This window comes from Sphingomonas flavida (assembly GCF_036663655.1).
Lineage (GTDB): Bacteria > Pseudomonadota > Alphaproteobacteria > Sphingomonadales > Sphingomonadaceae > Sphingomonas.
Window position 1 is genome coordinate 420922 of sequence record NZ_JAXOJH010000001.1, and the last position, 14181, is coordinate 435102.

The window sequence follows — 14181 nt, forward strand, 5'->3', positions numbered from 1 at the left end:
CCGTAGGGCGAGCGACCTATCGCCCGGCCCCACTGAACTTGTCGGCCCGGCGTCGGCCGACCAGCAGCCCGCTTTCCAGCCGCGCGCATAGCGCCGCGTAATAATCGGCGAGGAAGCCGTCATCGTCGCCGTCCGATGCCAACCCCGCCTTGCGCCGGATGGCCTTGGCGACCGTGCTTCGGGCCCCCGCATCGCCGCTCCGGATGACGTCCTCCAGCGCCTGCAACTCATAGACACCGTAAAGCGCCAGTGCCGCGTCCGGAAAGACCCGGCGCGGACGGTCGCTGTCGACCAGATCGGGGGCGAGGCCCTGCACGACGGTCTGGACGACCCAGGTCCCCGCCACCAGATCGCCGATCCGCAGCCGGTCGCGGTTGAACAGCGGGAAGAAGAGGAAGATACCGGTCCAGGACAAAGCGAACAGCGTCAGGAACGCATCCGCCGTCCCCGCTGCCGCCTGTTCGCCGAGGAACGAGAGCGGCAGGAAAATCTCGATCTCGCGCATCGCATTGCGCGCCACCACCGCGCCCGCCGTCAGCCGGGCGCCGTCGCGCGCGATCACCCGCAGGCCCATTAGCCGCTTGCCCGGCGTCGCGCCGCGCCCGCCCATCTCGAACAGCACGAAATAGCCGTTGCGCAGGCAGAAGGCACCGATCAGCCACAATATGCCCGCAATGTCGGCGCGGGTCGCCTGGTCGAAGGCGAGCAGCGCCAGCGTCGCGACGACCAGAACGGTGATCATCAGGACCAGATCGATCAGGAACGCCACCGCGCGCGTCCCCCCGCCCCCCAGTTCGAGTTGCAGGTCGACGCCCTCCGGCGTGACGAAACTGCGCCGCAGCGTGTCGGGCGCGTTCCTATTCCGGCGAACGAAGCGCATGCCGCCTCCCGACCCCGTAATAATAGACCAGCCAAGCCACCAGCGCGATGGCTCCGATGGCGACGCGCATCCCATCGCTCGTCACCACCTGCCGCCCGATGCCCTCGAGGATGGCGGCGACGCCGAGCATCAGCACGACGCCGACCACCGCGATGGCCGCGCTTCGGCCAGCGTCGACCAGTGCCGCCATGCGCGTCCGTCGCCCCGGAAAGGCGATCGCGGTGCCGATCCGCATCCCGGCCGCCCCGGATATCATGATCGCGAACATCTCGGTCGTGCCATGGATCGCCAGCCACGCCAGGAAGTTCGGCCCCAGCCCCTTGGCGGAAAACACCGCGATCATCGCGCCCAGCGTCAGCCCGTTGTACAGGATCAGCAGCGCGGTGGGCACGACGAAGGCGAAGCCCAGCGCGAAGGAAAAGATCGCGATCTGCGCATTATGTCCGAACAGGAAGCTGGCAAAGACGCCCAGCCCCTTCTCCCGACTGGTGTAGAGCGTCTGGCGCAACGCCTCCGCCGACGCACCGGGATTGCGCCCCCCCGACAGCCCCTCGGGCACGACGCTGTAGAACCAGCTGGGGTCGGACCGGACCAGCAGGAACGCCGCGACCGCCCCCGCCACGGTCAGCCCAAGCATGACCAAAGTCTCACGCCACAGCGATGCCACCGCACGGGGCCAGCCGTTGGTGAAAAAGCCCAGCAAGTCGCGCCACACCGGGTCCGACACGCCGTAGAGCTGAAAATAGGCGCGTGCACAAAGCTGCTCGAGATAGGCGATCAGCGCGCGATCGAGCGAGGTTTCGCGCGCGACCGACAGCGAGGACAGGGTCGCACGGTACAGCACGGGCAGCGCCAGCAGGTCGTCGTCGGACAGAGCGCGCACCGAACGCTTCTCGATCCGTTGGAGCAGCGTGTCCAGCCGCGCCCATTGCGCCTCATGCGCGGCGCGGAAGCGGCTGGCATTGACCAGCGGCTGGGCGGCATCGACGAACGCGCTCACAACAGGCTCCGACGCTTGAGGTCCACATAACCTTCGACCAGCCGCTCGGCGACCTGATCGTGCGGGCTTTCGATGACGTGCACGCCCAGATGCCTCAGGCGCAGCAGGACAAGCCGCCGATCGCGCAGCAGCGCGCCCGCCGTCACGGCGCGCGTGACATCGGCCGGGGCGACCGGCGCGGCATCGACGAAAGCTTCCAGTTCCTCGTCGCGCAGCACCACGACCAGCACGAGGTGAGTCTTGAGCAGACGCGCGACCGCGCGGACGAGAAAGTCGGCGGAAGTCGGGTCGGTGAATTCGGTGAACAGCACGATCATCGAGCGACGGTTCAGCCGCGCCGCCAGGGTGGTCAGGGCAAAGGTATAGTTGGTCTCGTCGCCGCTATAGTCGATCGCGGCGGCGAGATGCTGTAGCTCGGGGAAGGCGGTCGGACCGCCGATGAACCCGCTGGCGACACGGGGCCGCGAGTCGAAGGCGTGCAGCGCGACCCGGTCGCCGAGCTTCAGGGCCAGCCATCCGGTCAGCAGCGCGGCCGACACCGCCCGGTCCACCCGCGGCACTTCGGCGACCGGGTCCGACATTTGTCGCCCCGCATCGATCGCAAAGACGATCTGGCTGTTGCGCTCGGTCCGATACTCCTTGGCGAACAGCTTGCGGTGCCGGGCCGACTGTTTCCAGTCGATCGCCCGCCGATCCATGCCGGAGCGGAATTCGACCAGCGCGTCGAAATCGCTACCATCACCCCGGTCGCTCTGGGCCAGCAGTCCCTGGACCGCGTGACGCCGAAACACCTGCGCGCCCCGCCGCCGCACCGCCTCGACATCGGGCAGGATCGGCAGCGTATGATCAGTCTCGATCCGCGCTTGATGCCATATCAGCCCCAGAGGCCCGGTCCAGCGCAGCCAGACGGCACCAAGGTGCGCCGTGCCGCGGCGATGCGGCGTCAGCGACAGGCGCGCCACACCCCTGCCCCCCTCCAGCGTCAGGTCGATCCGCCCTTCATCGCCAAGCGTGAGCAACGGATCGCCCGCGACCGCCACCTGCACCGACCCAGGGACGCGCGCACCTTCGACCCGGACCGAAACGGGGATCTCCAGCGGCTCTCCCACCGCCGCCGTGGCAGGCAGGTCGAGCGTGACCTGACCCTGACCACGCCCCAGCAGCGCGTCGGCGATCATCAGCATCACGACCGCCAGCGACCAGCCGAGCCCGGCATACCAGTTGGCCGGGAACAGCATGGCGGCAAGCAGCGCGACCGGAGCTCCGATCGCCGCCGCCACCACCGCCATGCGGGTCGGATAGATCAACGCGGCGCCTCGATCGTCTCGATGATCTGGGCGACCACGTCCTCGATCGCGCCGCCGCCGATCTCAGCGGCGGGCGACAGGATCAGGCGGTGCCGCAGCAGCGCCGGGGCCAGGGTCTTCACATCGTCGGGAATGACGAAGTCGCGCCCGTCCAGCGCCGCCCGCGCCCGTGCCGCGCCCGCCAGCATCGCCCCGGCGCGCGGCGATGCCCCGCTTTCCAGATCGGCCACGCCGCGCGTTCCCCGGATCAGTGCGACGATATAGTCGATGACTTCGTCGACCAGCCGGACGCCCGCCACGGTCGCCACCGCCGCCGCGATCGTCGCGGCATCGGCGCGCACCTCGACGCCCCAGTCGGCCGGGGACATGGCGGTCGGCCGTGCGCCGTGCCCCGCGACGATCCGGCGTTCCTCGTCGGCGGTCGGATAGGGCACGATCTGCTTGAACAGGAAACGGTCGAGCTGTGCTTCGGGCAAGGGATAGACGCCCTGCTGCTCGATCGGGTTCTGGGTCGCCACCACGGTGAACCGGCTGCTCAGGGCCAGGCTGTCGCCATCGATCGTGACCGTCCGCTCCTGCATCGCCTCCAGCAGCGCGGCCTGGGTCTTGGGCGAGGTGCGGTTGATCTCGTCGGCCAGCAGCAGCTCGGTAAAGATCGGCCCTCGCGTCAGGCTGAAGGTCGAGGTCTGGAAGTTGAACAGGTTCGCGCCGATGATGTCGCCGGGCATCAGGTCGGGCGTGAACTGTATCCGGCCGAAATCCAGGCCCAGCGTGTGCGCGAAGCTGTGCGCCAGCAATGTCTTGGCGGTTCCCGGTGGCCCTTCGAGCAGGACATGCCCGCCCGCGAACAGCGCGACCAGCAACAGGTCGACCGTGGCATCGTGGCCGACCACCGCCTTGCCGATCTCGGCGCGGATCGCCTGCCCCAGCGCCTGGACCTCTTGAACCGTCACCGTGTCTTCTCCTGTTGCCATTGGTGCAGCGCCTGGGCGCTGGCGAGCATATCGGCCGGATGCCTGGCCTGCGCCGCCGTGTCGGCCAACGCGGTAAAGGTGCCCCGTCCCTGCATGCGATCGAGATAGGCATCCGCCTCCGCGTCGGTCAGGCGGACGGGCACGCCGAAAATCGTCCGTGCCCGTTCGCGGACCAGCGCGGCGTAGCGCGGGCCCAGCCCACCCTCACGCCCCGCCTTGCGCACGATCATCGCGCTATTGTCGACCAGTGCGGCCTTGCCGAAGGCGATCGCCCGCTCCGGCGGTTGTGGTGCCCCGAAGCGGATCAGCGCCTGCCACCCGACCAGCGCGAGCGCGACGACGATTGCCAGCGTCATCGCCAGGAAGGGCGGCTCGAACGCCAGCTTCAAGGGGCTGCGCCCCACTCCCAGCCCGTTCAGCGACACATCGAAGGCAATGCCCCGCGACCCGTTGTCCCGAACGAAATCGAAGATCGCCAGCCCGGCACGGGCGCGGTCCAGGCGACGGATACCGTGATTGTTCAGCAGGTCGGGATCGGCCAGGATGAAGATGCTGCTGTCACCGACCTGGCCCAGCACGATGCCACCGGCATCGTCGGTGACGATCGGCTGCAGCGCCTTCGACGTCATCACCTGGAGCGGGCGCGGGGCCGCGACGTTGAGCGCATCCGGCGCCCAGCGGACCGCGTGAAGCGGCCGCCCGCCGCTTGCGTGCCGGGATACCGCGATCTCGGTAGCCGGCGCCAGGATGCGCGCCGGGTCGATGGCAGGCAACAGCCCCGCCACCTTGACCCAGCCCGGCCGGTCCTTGTCCGGCAGGGTCAGCCATTTGGGCATGACGAGCAAGGTCGCGCGCCCTTTGCGGGTGGCCATCAGCTTGCTCAGGTCGGTCCAGCCGTGATCCGGCGTCACGACGACCAGATCGTTGGTGGCCCAGTCCGTCTCGGCACGGATGATGCGGGGGTTGCGCCCCGTAGCCCCCGCCAGCGCGACGATGCCGGAAAAGCCGCTGGCGGCGTTCGACAGGGCATGGGTGCCGCCATCATGGCCCGATCGTAGGTCGGGCGCATAGGCCCCCAACAGCATCGAGCCCGCAAAGCCAAGGATGCCGATGACGAGCAACAACGCCACGGTCAGCGGCGAGAACAGGCGCTCATCCGGCCTGACCCTGCCCTTGTCAGTGGCTCGCATCGCGATTTCGCTCATGCCCGCCACCGCTGCGGCAGGGCGAGGTCGGTATAGGCGGCGCGAGCGGCCTGCCAATCCGCCGGGGCGACCGGCCGCCCGCCGAACAGGCTGCACTCGACCAGTCCCGCGATGCTGGCGAACAGCGGCCGGACCGATGCGGGCAGCAGCGTGGCGGACGCCAGTTCCCGACTGGTCAGCGAGGGACGGCGCAGCGCGGGCCGATGACGGGCAATGTCCTCGATCGAATGGAACAGCAGGTAATGGATCGCCTCGGCAAAGCGTCCCTCGGCGGCCAGCGCGTCCGCCGCGCTCAGCCATGCCCGTGCCGGGGCGGCATCGGGCATCCAGACATCGTCATCCCCCATATCCGCCTCGCCCGCCATGCGGCGTCGACGCGCGGGCAAGCGCCATTCGCCGGACCGCAAACGCTCGACGATCATCCAGATCAGCGCCACGGCGATCGCGACGATCAGCGTCCACAGCAGGATGCGCGCATAGGGCGCGTCCGGCATCAGGCCGGTCAGCCAGCGCAGGAAACGGCCCACGGGACGCAGCAGATCGCTCAGCCAGCGCCCTAGCGTCTTCAGCCATTCCGGCGGCTCGGGTGGCTTGGGCTGCCGGGTGAGGGCGAACTGGATCGACGGATCGGCGCGCAACGCGGCGTGCGCCGTGGCGAGACGATCGACCGCTGCCGCCTTGTCCTCCACTGCCGCGATGATCCCCTCCCCGCAACGCAAGCCCATGCCCCGCGCCGGACTGTAGCCGGAACGATCGCCCGCGCAATCGGCTAATCGCCCGCCGCCGCGCCTTCGGATCGGGCTGGACAGCGGGAAGGAGCCTTGCCACGATCGGCCCCGAAACCTGAGGGGGGAAGAATATGGCCAGTCACGCGATCGCCGCCGTGCCACGGCATGGCCTGTCGGTCGGCAACGTCTTCGCGCGCAGCTTCGACATCATGAAGGCCAATCCGATGGCCACCTTGGGTCTGACCTTCGCCCTGATGTCGGTGCCGCAACTGGTGGCGGAACAGCTCATCGATCCCCTCTCCTTGCAGCGGGGCGCCGATATGGGGGCTTATGTCCTGAGCAGCGTCTTTGGCATCGCCGTCGGCCTGCTCTGGCTGATCGCGAGCGGTGCCCTCGTCCATGTCGCCATCGCGCATGACGAGGGTCGACCGGCCGACATCCGCGAGATCGTCCTGCTGGGCGCCAGACGCGCCCTGCCGCTCTTCGCCGTGACATTGCTGCTGGTGATCGGCATCTGGATCGGTTTCGTCCTGCTGGTGATACCGGGCGTCATATTGTCCGTGATGTGGTCGGTCTGCCTTCCCGCCGTCGTCGCCGAGCGCACCGGGATCTCCGGCGCGTTCGGCCGCAGCCGTGCGCTGACCAAGGGCGCGCGCTGGCGGATCCTGGGCATCGGCCTGCTGACGTTCGTCATCTATTTCCTGGTCGCGACCGTGTTCGGCGTCGCCAGCCTGGCGGCCACGGGAACGCTGGGTCTGCTTACGGGCAGCGTGTCGACGCCGGTGGTCCAGAACCCGTCATTCCTGCTGCAACTCGTCCAGGCGATCGCCACGACTGCGGTGACGACCTGGGTCATGCTGGTTGCCGCCGCGCTGTTCATCGAGCTGCGCCACTGGAAGGACGGCCCCGATGACGACCGACTGACCGAGATCTTCGCCTGACCTCGGCAAGGCGGTGGCCCCGGCGCGCGGTTAGAGGTTAATTCACCAGATAAGTCCAGACCTGGTACGTTACCACCCCGGCGGATGCCGGGGTCCAGTTGCGAAGGCTTCATCGATGAAGCGAGCCGGACCATCACAACGGCACCCCCGACTGGACACCGGCCTACGCCGGGGTGGCGCTTCGGATCGGATGGATCAAACTCTAGCGGATCTTCCAGTTCACGATGCCGCGAAGGCCGATGACGACGACACCGGGCGCACGGGCGCGGCCGGACGGGCGGTGGACATATTGGAGATCGGGTTGCAGCGTCAGGAACGATGCGACCCGGTCGCTATAGGTCAGTTCGATCGTCGACTCCGACCGGGCGAGCCGTGGCGCGGCCGGTGGGTTGGCCTGGCGATAGGCGCTGCTGATCCCGGCCGTCGCGAAACCGATCGACAGGCTGGACTGCGGTCGGCCGCGGACGAAGCCGATCCCCGTGACGCCGAACTGCACGCCATCGGCGAAGGGCGTGGTCAGGCCATCGGACAGGCCCGCGCGAAGAAAGCCGGTCCAGTGATCCGGTGCGTCGCCACGCCCCACCAGCTCGCGCTCGATCAGTACATAGAGACCGTGCGACGCGGCCGTATCGGTGGTGGTGGTGATGCCCGGTGGCGTGATGCGTGGCTGCCGATGGCTGTAGGTCCAGCCACCGACGCTGATCGCCGTCCGCCCCTTCAGCCCGATCTCGGCGATCATCATGGCGGACCTGCGTCCGCCATCGTCGGCCACGCCGCGTGGGGCCCGCACGATCGCGGCTTGGGCATAATGACGTCGGCCATCCGTGCGCACCCTCACCGCCAGGTCGGTCTGCGGAAAGATCGACGGGCCATTGGGCCCGGTCGAGGCCAGTTCGGACCCGATGCCAAAGGCCGGTGCGATCAACGGGAAGGCGGCGGCATTGTAATAGAATTCGCTGTTGAGGTCGTACTTGCCGACCAGCACCGATGCCCGGTCGTTCCAGAAGCGTTGTTGGACCCAGGCCTGGTACAGGACCAGGTCGGGGCTCGCGACCTCGATATTGTCGACGCCCTGCAGGGTGCCCGCAATGTCATTGGCCCGCGCGCCCGTATTGCTCAATATGCCGAGATAGGTGGTGGCCCCATGCCAACGAACCGCCCGCTCGAGGTCCAGCGTGGCGATCACATCGGTATTGTCGAGATACCGGACGCCGCGCGCACCCTCCCCCGCCGCCACGGCGACCACGTCCGCCTTGTGGATGAGGTCGATGGTCAGCGGAAGGTCGGTGGCTTCCTGCGCCCCGACAAGCTCGGCACATGACGCGAATGCCAATGCGGCGGCCGTGATGATGCAATGGCGAAACGTCATCGCCCTGTTCCCTGTTGCGATGATGATCGGATGGACGGACTATGCCGATGCCCCGTCCGACCGGTGCGATATCACGTCGAGCACCTGATCGACCGATTTCCTTGCGCGTGATCGCAGGAGCATCGCAGGTCGATCATGATTTACCCCCCGGAAAAATCGAGTGCCCGCGTGCAAGCCGATAACGTCAAGATGACGACAGACACTTAAGATACCGTATCTTGCGCTGCTTCATTACCTTTGCAGCAACCCGCTGACCGAGGCGACAGATATAGGCTGTCGGCCAGGCATGGCGCTGGCCATTTCCTTGACGTCAGGAGCATCTTCGACGGACGAGATGTCGCAACTGGCGAGGTCGCCACTCCCCATCATCAGTCACCATGGAAACTACTGTCGAAAAATTTGTTCGTCCAATCGCCCCGGACCAGACAGGAGCGCCGTCGACTATTCGGAGAGCAGGCGTACCGCGCGCGCCTTCACATGGTCGGCGATCAGCTTGAACGCCGCGCTCATCGGCGACTGGCGGCGCCAGGCGATCGCGATCGAGCGATGCACGCGCCATCCCTTGCCCGTCAGGACCTTCAGCCCCGACGCGCCGCCGATCTCGGAGTGAAGATAGAGGCTGGGCAACAAGGCCAGACCCAACCCGCTCGCCACCATCTGGTGCAGGCTTTCCAGGCTGGTCCCATAATAATCGGGCGCGATGTGCATGCCATATTGCTCGGCGACCTCCGCGGCCTGGCGAGCCAAGTGATGGCGGGGGTCCAGGGTCAGGAGCGCGCTGCCCGTCAGCATCTCCCGGGGCGGGCTGTCGGACGCCTCGATCGGATGGTCGAGCGCCGCCACCAAGTGCAGCGGCTCGCGGAACAACGGCTCGATGGTCAGGTCGTCGCCCGCCATCGGCAGCGGACCCAGGAGGACGTCGATATTCCCGCGTGACAGTTCGAGCAGTTGTTCGTCGGGAATACCTTCGCGAACGTGCAGGCGTAGCTGCGGGGCCATACGGTGCAGCTCGGCGATGATCGGCGACAGCAGATAGGGCCCCAGGGTCGGCGTCGTACCCAAACGCAGCGTACCGCTCAGCATGTTGGCCGATCCGGCCGCCAGCGCGACGATATCGCTCGCATCGCTCAGCATCCGTCGCGCCGTCGCCACGATGCTGCGCCCCACCGGCGTCAGGATCGCCCCGGCGGTGCTCCGCTCGAGCAGCTTGACGCCCAGCCGCTCCTCCAATGTGCGGACCTGCTGGCTCAACGTCGGCTGCGAGACGTGCGCGACCCGCGCGGCCACGGCGAACGATCCGGTGTCGGCGATGGTGACCAGATATTCGAGCTGACGCAGCGTAGGCATGCACCCTCTATAGCCATTGCCTATACCATCGGCATCACTTTTCCGATTGGCACCCGCCATGATATTTCGTTACTTAGGCGTGATAAGGATCAAGCCGATCCGTACCTTTTGCGAGGTGAACGGTTCGGCAAAGGCGTAAAAACGTCGGTTCCTGTCGAACCAAGATACAGAAAAAGGGGCTTGTTTTGGCAGCGGAGCGCTTGGGGTTTCGAGATGCGGTACGGTGGCTGGGCCAGATCATAGGGCCCGACGCGGCCTATGTTCGCCTTGGTATCGTCTATACCACCGCGATCAGTCTGCTCGCGCTAGCGACGCCCGTCTCGGTGCAGTTGTTGATCAACAGCGTGGCGAATACCGCCATGCCCGCCCCGTTATGGGCGCTGTCCGGCATCCTGCTGCTGCTTCTGCTGTTGGTTGCCGGGCTGAGTGCCCTGCGCGTCTGGATCATGGCGGCGTTCGAGCGGCGGCTGTTCGCGCGAGTAGTCGCCGAGGTCACCTTGCGCGCCGTCCATGCCCAGGACCCGTTCTTTGCCGATGGCAATCGCGGTGACCTGTTCAACCGCTATTTCGACCTCGTGGTCGTTCAGAAGTCGGTGCCCAGCCTGGTGATCGGCGCCTTCACGATCGTGCTTCAGGCGGTGATCGGCCTGACCATCACCAGCTTCTATCATCCCGTCTTCCTCGCCTTCAACGTGGTGCTGGTCGCGGCGCTCTTGCTGGTCTGGCTGTTGTGGCGGCGCGGTGCGATCAGCGGAGCGGTTGCGCTGAGCCATGCCAAGCACAAGGCCGCCGGATGGCTGGAGAGCGTCGGTGGCTCGAACGGCTTCTACAAGTCGGCGCGTCACTTGGACTTCGCAATGGACCGGTCGGAGGCGATGACCGCCAATTATGTCGCCACGCACCGCCGCTATTTCCGCTATCAGTTCGCGCAGACCATCGCCTTCCTCCTGATATATGCCTTTGCCAGCGCCGGGTTGCTGCTGCTGGGCGGGATGCTGATCCTGCGCGGCCAGCTGTCGCTAGGCCAGCTGGTCGCGGCCGAGCTGATCCTGTCGGGCGTATTCTACGGCATTTCGCAATTCGGCTGGTATCTCGACACCTTCTACGATCTGGTCGCCAGTTCCGAGGAATTGTCGCTGCTGTTCGCCATTCCGCAGGAAACGCAGGTGCGCGGCGACAACGGCCCGCGCGACGGCTCGGTCAAGATGACCGACATCGTCTTCGGTGACGCCCGCTACACGATGAGCCTGGCCGCCGGAGAGCATCTGGTCGCCGTCGCCGAACCGGGGGCGGAGCGCCGCCTGGCCATGCTGTTGAAGCGGCATGCCTTGCCCGATCGCGGCTTGATCCGCATCGGCGGCGGCGATCTGGGTTCGTTCGACATGTACCGCCTTCGCTCGGAAGTCACGGTGCTCGACCGGTCGACGATCGTCGAGGTCACGATCCGCGAATATCTGCGCCTGGCCTCCACCGACCTGGACGATGTGGCGATGGAGGCGCTGACGACGGTCGGGCTGGAGCGCCGCCTGGCCAGCCTGCCCCAGGGGCTGGATACGCCGCTCGGATCGACCGGCTATCCGCTGAGCGTGGGCGAGACGATGGCGCTCAAACTCGCCAATGCGCTGCTCGTCCGGCCCAAGCTGTTGCTGCTGGGCCAGTTGTTCGACCTGCTACCGCCGGAGCGGCTGCTGGCCGCGCTTCATATTCTGAAGGAGCACGGCACCACCGTCCTGCTGTGCACCGGACGGCCGGAGGACGTGACCCTGGACGGCTATCTCTATCTGGGCCTGACCGAACAGCACCGCTGCGACACGCTCGAGGCGCTTCAGAATGCCTGCAACCGGAAGGACGCCGATGTCGCATCCGCCTGAACATCTTGCGCATTTCCGCACCCTTGCCGCGCTTCGCCCGCCGCGCACCACGGTCGCCATCGCCTGGATCCTGCTGGTCGGGATCGCCGCGGCCATCTTCATCCTGTTCTTCGTGCCCTGGTTGCAGACCGCGCAGGGCCGTGGACAGGTCGTGTCGCTCGATCCCGAGGACCGCGCGCAGGAGGTGACCGCGCTGGTGCCCGGTCGGGTCGAGCGCTGGTATGTGCATGACGGCCAGCACGTGAACCGCGGCGATCCCATCGCGCGCATCGTCGACCTGGACCCCAATCTTCTGTCGCGCCTGGCCGCCGAACGCGCGCAGGTGATGGCCGAAATCACCTCCGTTCAGCAATCGCGGGCGGTGGCGCAGATCGACGTCAACCGCACCCGCCAGCTCTTCTCCGAAGGACTGGCCTCGCGCCGCGACTTCGAACAGGCGCAGATCAAGGTCGCGGACTCCGGCGCCAAGCTGGCGGAATCGCGGGCCAAGCTGAACCGGATTGAGGTGCAACTGAACCGCCAGTCGGCGCAGCTGGTGCAGGCACCGCGCGCCGGGCGGATCCAGAACCTGACGGCAACCGCCGGGGGTGCGCTGGTTTCTGCCGGAACGGTGCTGGCGGTCGTCGCGCCCGAACAGGTTCAGCGCGCGGTCGAGCTGATGATCGACGGTCGCGACGTGCCCTTGTTGCGGCCCGGCCGCCGCGTCCGGCTGGAGTTCGAGGGATGGCCCGCGATCCAGTTCAGCGGCTGGCCCTCGATCGCCTATGGCTTCTTCGATGGTCGCGTCCGCACGATCGACCCCAATGCCAATGCGCAGGGGCTGTTCCGCATCCTGGTCGAACCCATGCCCGGCAAGCCCGCCTGGCCCGAACGCCGCTTCGTCCGGCTGGGCGGCAAGGTACAGGGTTGGGTCCAGGGTGAGACCGTGACCGTCGGCTACGAGCTCTGGCGGCAGCTGAACGACTTCCCGCTGGAATTCGGCCAGACCAAGACCGACAAGGATGGCAAGGACGCGGGCGCGAAGGACGACGACAAGAAGATCGCGGCCAAGGCAGGCAAGCCGAAATGATCCGTATCGCCCTCACCGCCTCCGTGCTGGCCCTGGCGCCAATGCTTGCCGCCCCTGCCCTGGGTCAGCATATTCGCGCCAATCCCGCGCCCGCACCCGTCGCCGTCCCGAGTTCGGCGCCACTGACGCTGGACGAGGTGCTGCAATCCTCGGCTCGCGCCGCCCCGCAGATCGTCGAGGCGCTCGCCAAGGTCCGCGCGGCCGAGGGGCGTGCCGTCACGGCCAGCGGCGCATTCGATACTGTGTTCGAGGCCGATGGCCGGTCGCGCGCACTGGGCTATTATGACGGGACCGTCGCCTCCGCCCGCGCCACCCGGCCGCTGACCGACAATGGCGGCTATCTCTATGGCGGCTACCGCGTCAGCCGCGGCGGCTTTCCGGTGTATGAGGATGAGAATTACACCAACCGCCTGGGCGAGGTGAAGGTCGGCGCGCTCTATTCGCTGCTCCGCGACCGGCTGATCGACGAACGCCGCACCCGCCGTACGCTGGCGGCCGGTGACATCGACATTGCCCAGTTCGAACGCCAGGCGGTCGCGATCGGTGTGCAGCGGCGCGCGATCGACGCCTATCAGAACTGGGTCGCGGCGGGTCTGCGCCTGCGCGCCTATCGCGACCTGCTGCAACTGTCGGAAAGTCGGCGAAGCGGGCTGGCGCGGCAGGTTCAGCTGGGCGCCCGGCCCGATATCCTGCTGGCGGAAAACGACCAGAACCTGGTCCGCCGCCGCGCGCTGGTCGTCCGGGCCGAGGGAGATTTTCAGGCGGCGGCCAATGCCCTGTCGCTCTATTACCGCGATGCCGCTGGCGAGCCAGTGCTGGTGACGCCCGAGCGCCTGCCCGTCGATGCTGGCGCGCTGGTGGGAGTGGCGGCCTCCGCGCGCGGCGATTTCGAGCGGCGACGGCCCGATCTCCAGATGCTGTTGGCACGGATCGACCAGGGCTCGGCACGGCTGGCGCTGGCGCAGAACGACCTGCGACCTCGCCTGGATTTGCGGGGCGAGATGGGCAAGGATGTCGGCCCGGTGGGCCTGGGCGGCCTGACGCGCACGCCACTGGAAGCTGCGGTGGGTTTCCGTTTCTCGCTGCCGTTGCAGAACCGGGCCGCCAAGGGCCGCGTCGCTGAAGCACGCGCCGAGATGGATGCGCTGGCGGCACGCAGCCGGTTCCTGCGCGACCAGATCACCGTCGAGGTCGAAGGCATTACGATCGGCGTCGGCGCTGCTGAAAAGCTGGCCATGATCGCCGAGCAGGAGCGCCAGCTTGCCGAGCGGCTGGCCGTGGCCGAACGGCGGCGGTTCGAACTGGGTTCGAGCGACTTCTTCCTGGTCAATCAGCGCGAGGAAACCGCGAACGACGCGCGGGTGCGCCTGATCGATGCGCAGGCCCGGATCGCCGGGGCGCGTGCCGAACTGGCGGCAGCCACCGCCGACCGCGAGGCGCTGGGCCTGGAGCCCTGAGCCAGGGCTCCGGTCGAAAGGAACGACCACGAT

12 protein-coding genes are annotated in these 14181 nt (G+C 67.4%); 4 read left to right on the plus strand and 8 right to left on the minus strand.

What is annotated here, in order from left to right; translation table 11 throughout:
* Positions 1–16: 16 nt before the first annotated feature.
* Genes U1703_RS01875 through U1703_RS01900 form a run of 6 tightly spaced genes read right to left on the minus strand, consistent with a single transcriptional unit; the run spans position 17 to position 6091 of the window.
* Entirely contained in the window at positions 17–880 is an 864-nt protein-coding gene (locus U1703_RS01875; RefSeq protein WP_332784348.1) for an RDD family protein, read from the minus strand.
* Complete coding sequence (locus tag U1703_RS01880; RefSeq protein ID WP_332784349.1) at positions 858–1880, minus strand: stage II sporulation protein M; 1023 nt, start codon at positions 1878–1880, stop codon at positions 858–860. The genes U1703_RS01875 and U1703_RS01880 overlap by 23 nt, the downstream gene beginning before the upstream one ends.
* Complete coding sequence (locus U1703_RS01885) at positions 1877–3187, minus strand: DUF58 domain-containing protein (RefSeq protein ID WP_332784350.1); 1311 nt, start codon at positions 3185–3187, stop codon at positions 1877–1879. The genes U1703_RS01880 and U1703_RS01885 overlap by 4 nt, the downstream gene beginning before the upstream one ends.
* Positions 3184–4140 (minus strand): AAA family ATPase, encoded by a 957-nt coding sequence (locus U1703_RS01890; protein WP_332784351.1) that lies wholly within the window; start codon positions 4138–4140, stop codon positions 3184–3186. Before U1703_RS01890 ends, U1703_RS01885 begins: the two co-directional genes overlap by 4 nt.
* Positions 4137–5351 carry a hypothetical protein gene (locus tag U1703_RS01895; protein ID WP_332784352.1) on the minus strand — a complete coding sequence of 405 codons (1215 nt, stop codon included), beginning with the start codon at positions 5349–5351 and terminating at the stop codon, positions 4137–4139. Before U1703_RS01895 ends, U1703_RS01890 begins: the two co-directional genes overlap by 4 nt.
* An 11-nt stretch (positions 5352–5362) precedes the next feature.
* Positions 5363–6091, minus strand: a complete 729-nt coding sequence (locus tag U1703_RS01900) for a DUF4129 domain-containing protein (RefSeq protein WP_332784353.1) — start codon at positions 6089–6091, stop codon at positions 5363–5365.
* 134 nt (positions 6092–6225) lie between these two features.
* Here U1703_RS01900 and U1703_RS01905 point away from each other — a divergent pair, with 134 nt between their 5' ends.
* Positions 6226–7035 (plus strand): DUF7847 domain-containing protein, encoded by an 810-nt coding sequence (locus U1703_RS01905; protein ID WP_332784354.1) that lies wholly within the window; start codon positions 6226–6228, stop codon positions 7033–7035.
* 202 nt (positions 7036–7237) lie between these two features.
* Here U1703_RS01905 and U1703_RS01910 read toward each other — a convergent pair whose 3' ends face one another.
* The gene (locus tag U1703_RS01910) at positions 7238–8404 is read right to left on the minus strand and encodes a carbohydrate porin (protein ID WP_332784355.1); all 1167 of its coding nucleotides are present in this window, start codon (positions 8402–8404) and stop codon (positions 7238–7240) included.
* Positions 8405–8845: 441 nt separating this feature from the next.
* The gene (locus U1703_RS01915; RefSeq protein ID WP_332784356.1) at positions 8846–9751 is read right to left on the minus strand and encodes a LysR family transcriptional regulator; all 906 of its coding nucleotides are present in this window, start codon (positions 9749–9751) and stop codon (positions 8846–8848) included.
* Positions 9752–9936: 185 nt separating this feature from the next.
* Between U1703_RS01915 and U1703_RS01920 the strand changes: the two genes are divergently transcribed.
* The 3 genes from U1703_RS01920 to U1703_RS01930 are packed head-to-tail and all read left to right on the plus strand — an operon-like array spanning position 9937 to position 14148.
* Complete coding sequence (locus U1703_RS01920) at positions 9937–11622, plus strand: ATP-binding cassette domain-containing protein (protein ID WP_320450877.1); 1686 nt, start codon at positions 9937–9939, stop codon at positions 11620–11622.
* Complete coding sequence (locus U1703_RS01925; protein WP_332784357.1) at positions 11606–12691, plus strand: efflux RND transporter periplasmic adaptor subunit; 1086 nt, start codon at positions 11606–11608, stop codon at positions 12689–12691. The genes U1703_RS01920 and U1703_RS01925 overlap by 17 nt, the downstream gene beginning before the upstream one ends.
* Positions 12688–14148, plus strand: a complete 1461-nt coding sequence (locus U1703_RS01930) for a TolC family protein (protein ID WP_332784358.1) — start codon at positions 12688–12690, stop codon at positions 14146–14148. The genes U1703_RS01925 and U1703_RS01930 overlap by 4 nt, the downstream gene beginning before the upstream one ends.
* Positions 14149–14181: the final 33 nt, after the last annotated feature.

Coding starts and splice junctions, on each gene's coding strand:
- U1703_RS01905 (WP_332784354.1), top strand. CDS start 6,226: ATGGCCAGTCACGCGATCGCCGCCGTGCCACGGCATGGCCTGTCGGTC.
- U1703_RS01895 (WP_332784352.1), bottom strand. CDS start 5,351: ATGCGAGCCACTGACAAGGGCAGGGTCAGGCCGGATGAGCGCCTGTTC.
- U1703_RS01900 (WP_332784353.1), bottom strand. CDS start 6,091: ATGGGCTTGCGTTGCGGGGAGGGGATCATCGCGGCAGTGGAGGACAAG.
- U1703_RS01930 (WP_332784358.1), top strand. CDS start 12,688: ATGATCCGTATCGCCCTCACCGCCTCCGTGCTGGCCCTGGCGCCAATG.
- U1703_RS01925 (WP_332784357.1), top strand. CDS start 11,606: ATGTCGCATCCGCCTGAACATCTTGCGCATTTCCGCACCCTTGCCGCG.
- U1703_RS01875 (WP_332784348.1), bottom strand. CDS start 880: ATGCGCTTCGTTCGCCGGAATAGGAACGCGCCCGACACGCTGCGGCGC.
- U1703_RS01910 (WP_332784355.1), bottom strand. CDS start 8,404: ATGACGTTTCGCCATTGCATCATCACGGCCGCCGCATTGGCATTCGCG.
- U1703_RS01915 (WP_332784356.1), bottom strand. CDS start 9,751: ATGCCTACGCTGCGTCAGCTCGAATATCTGGTCACCATCGCCGACACC.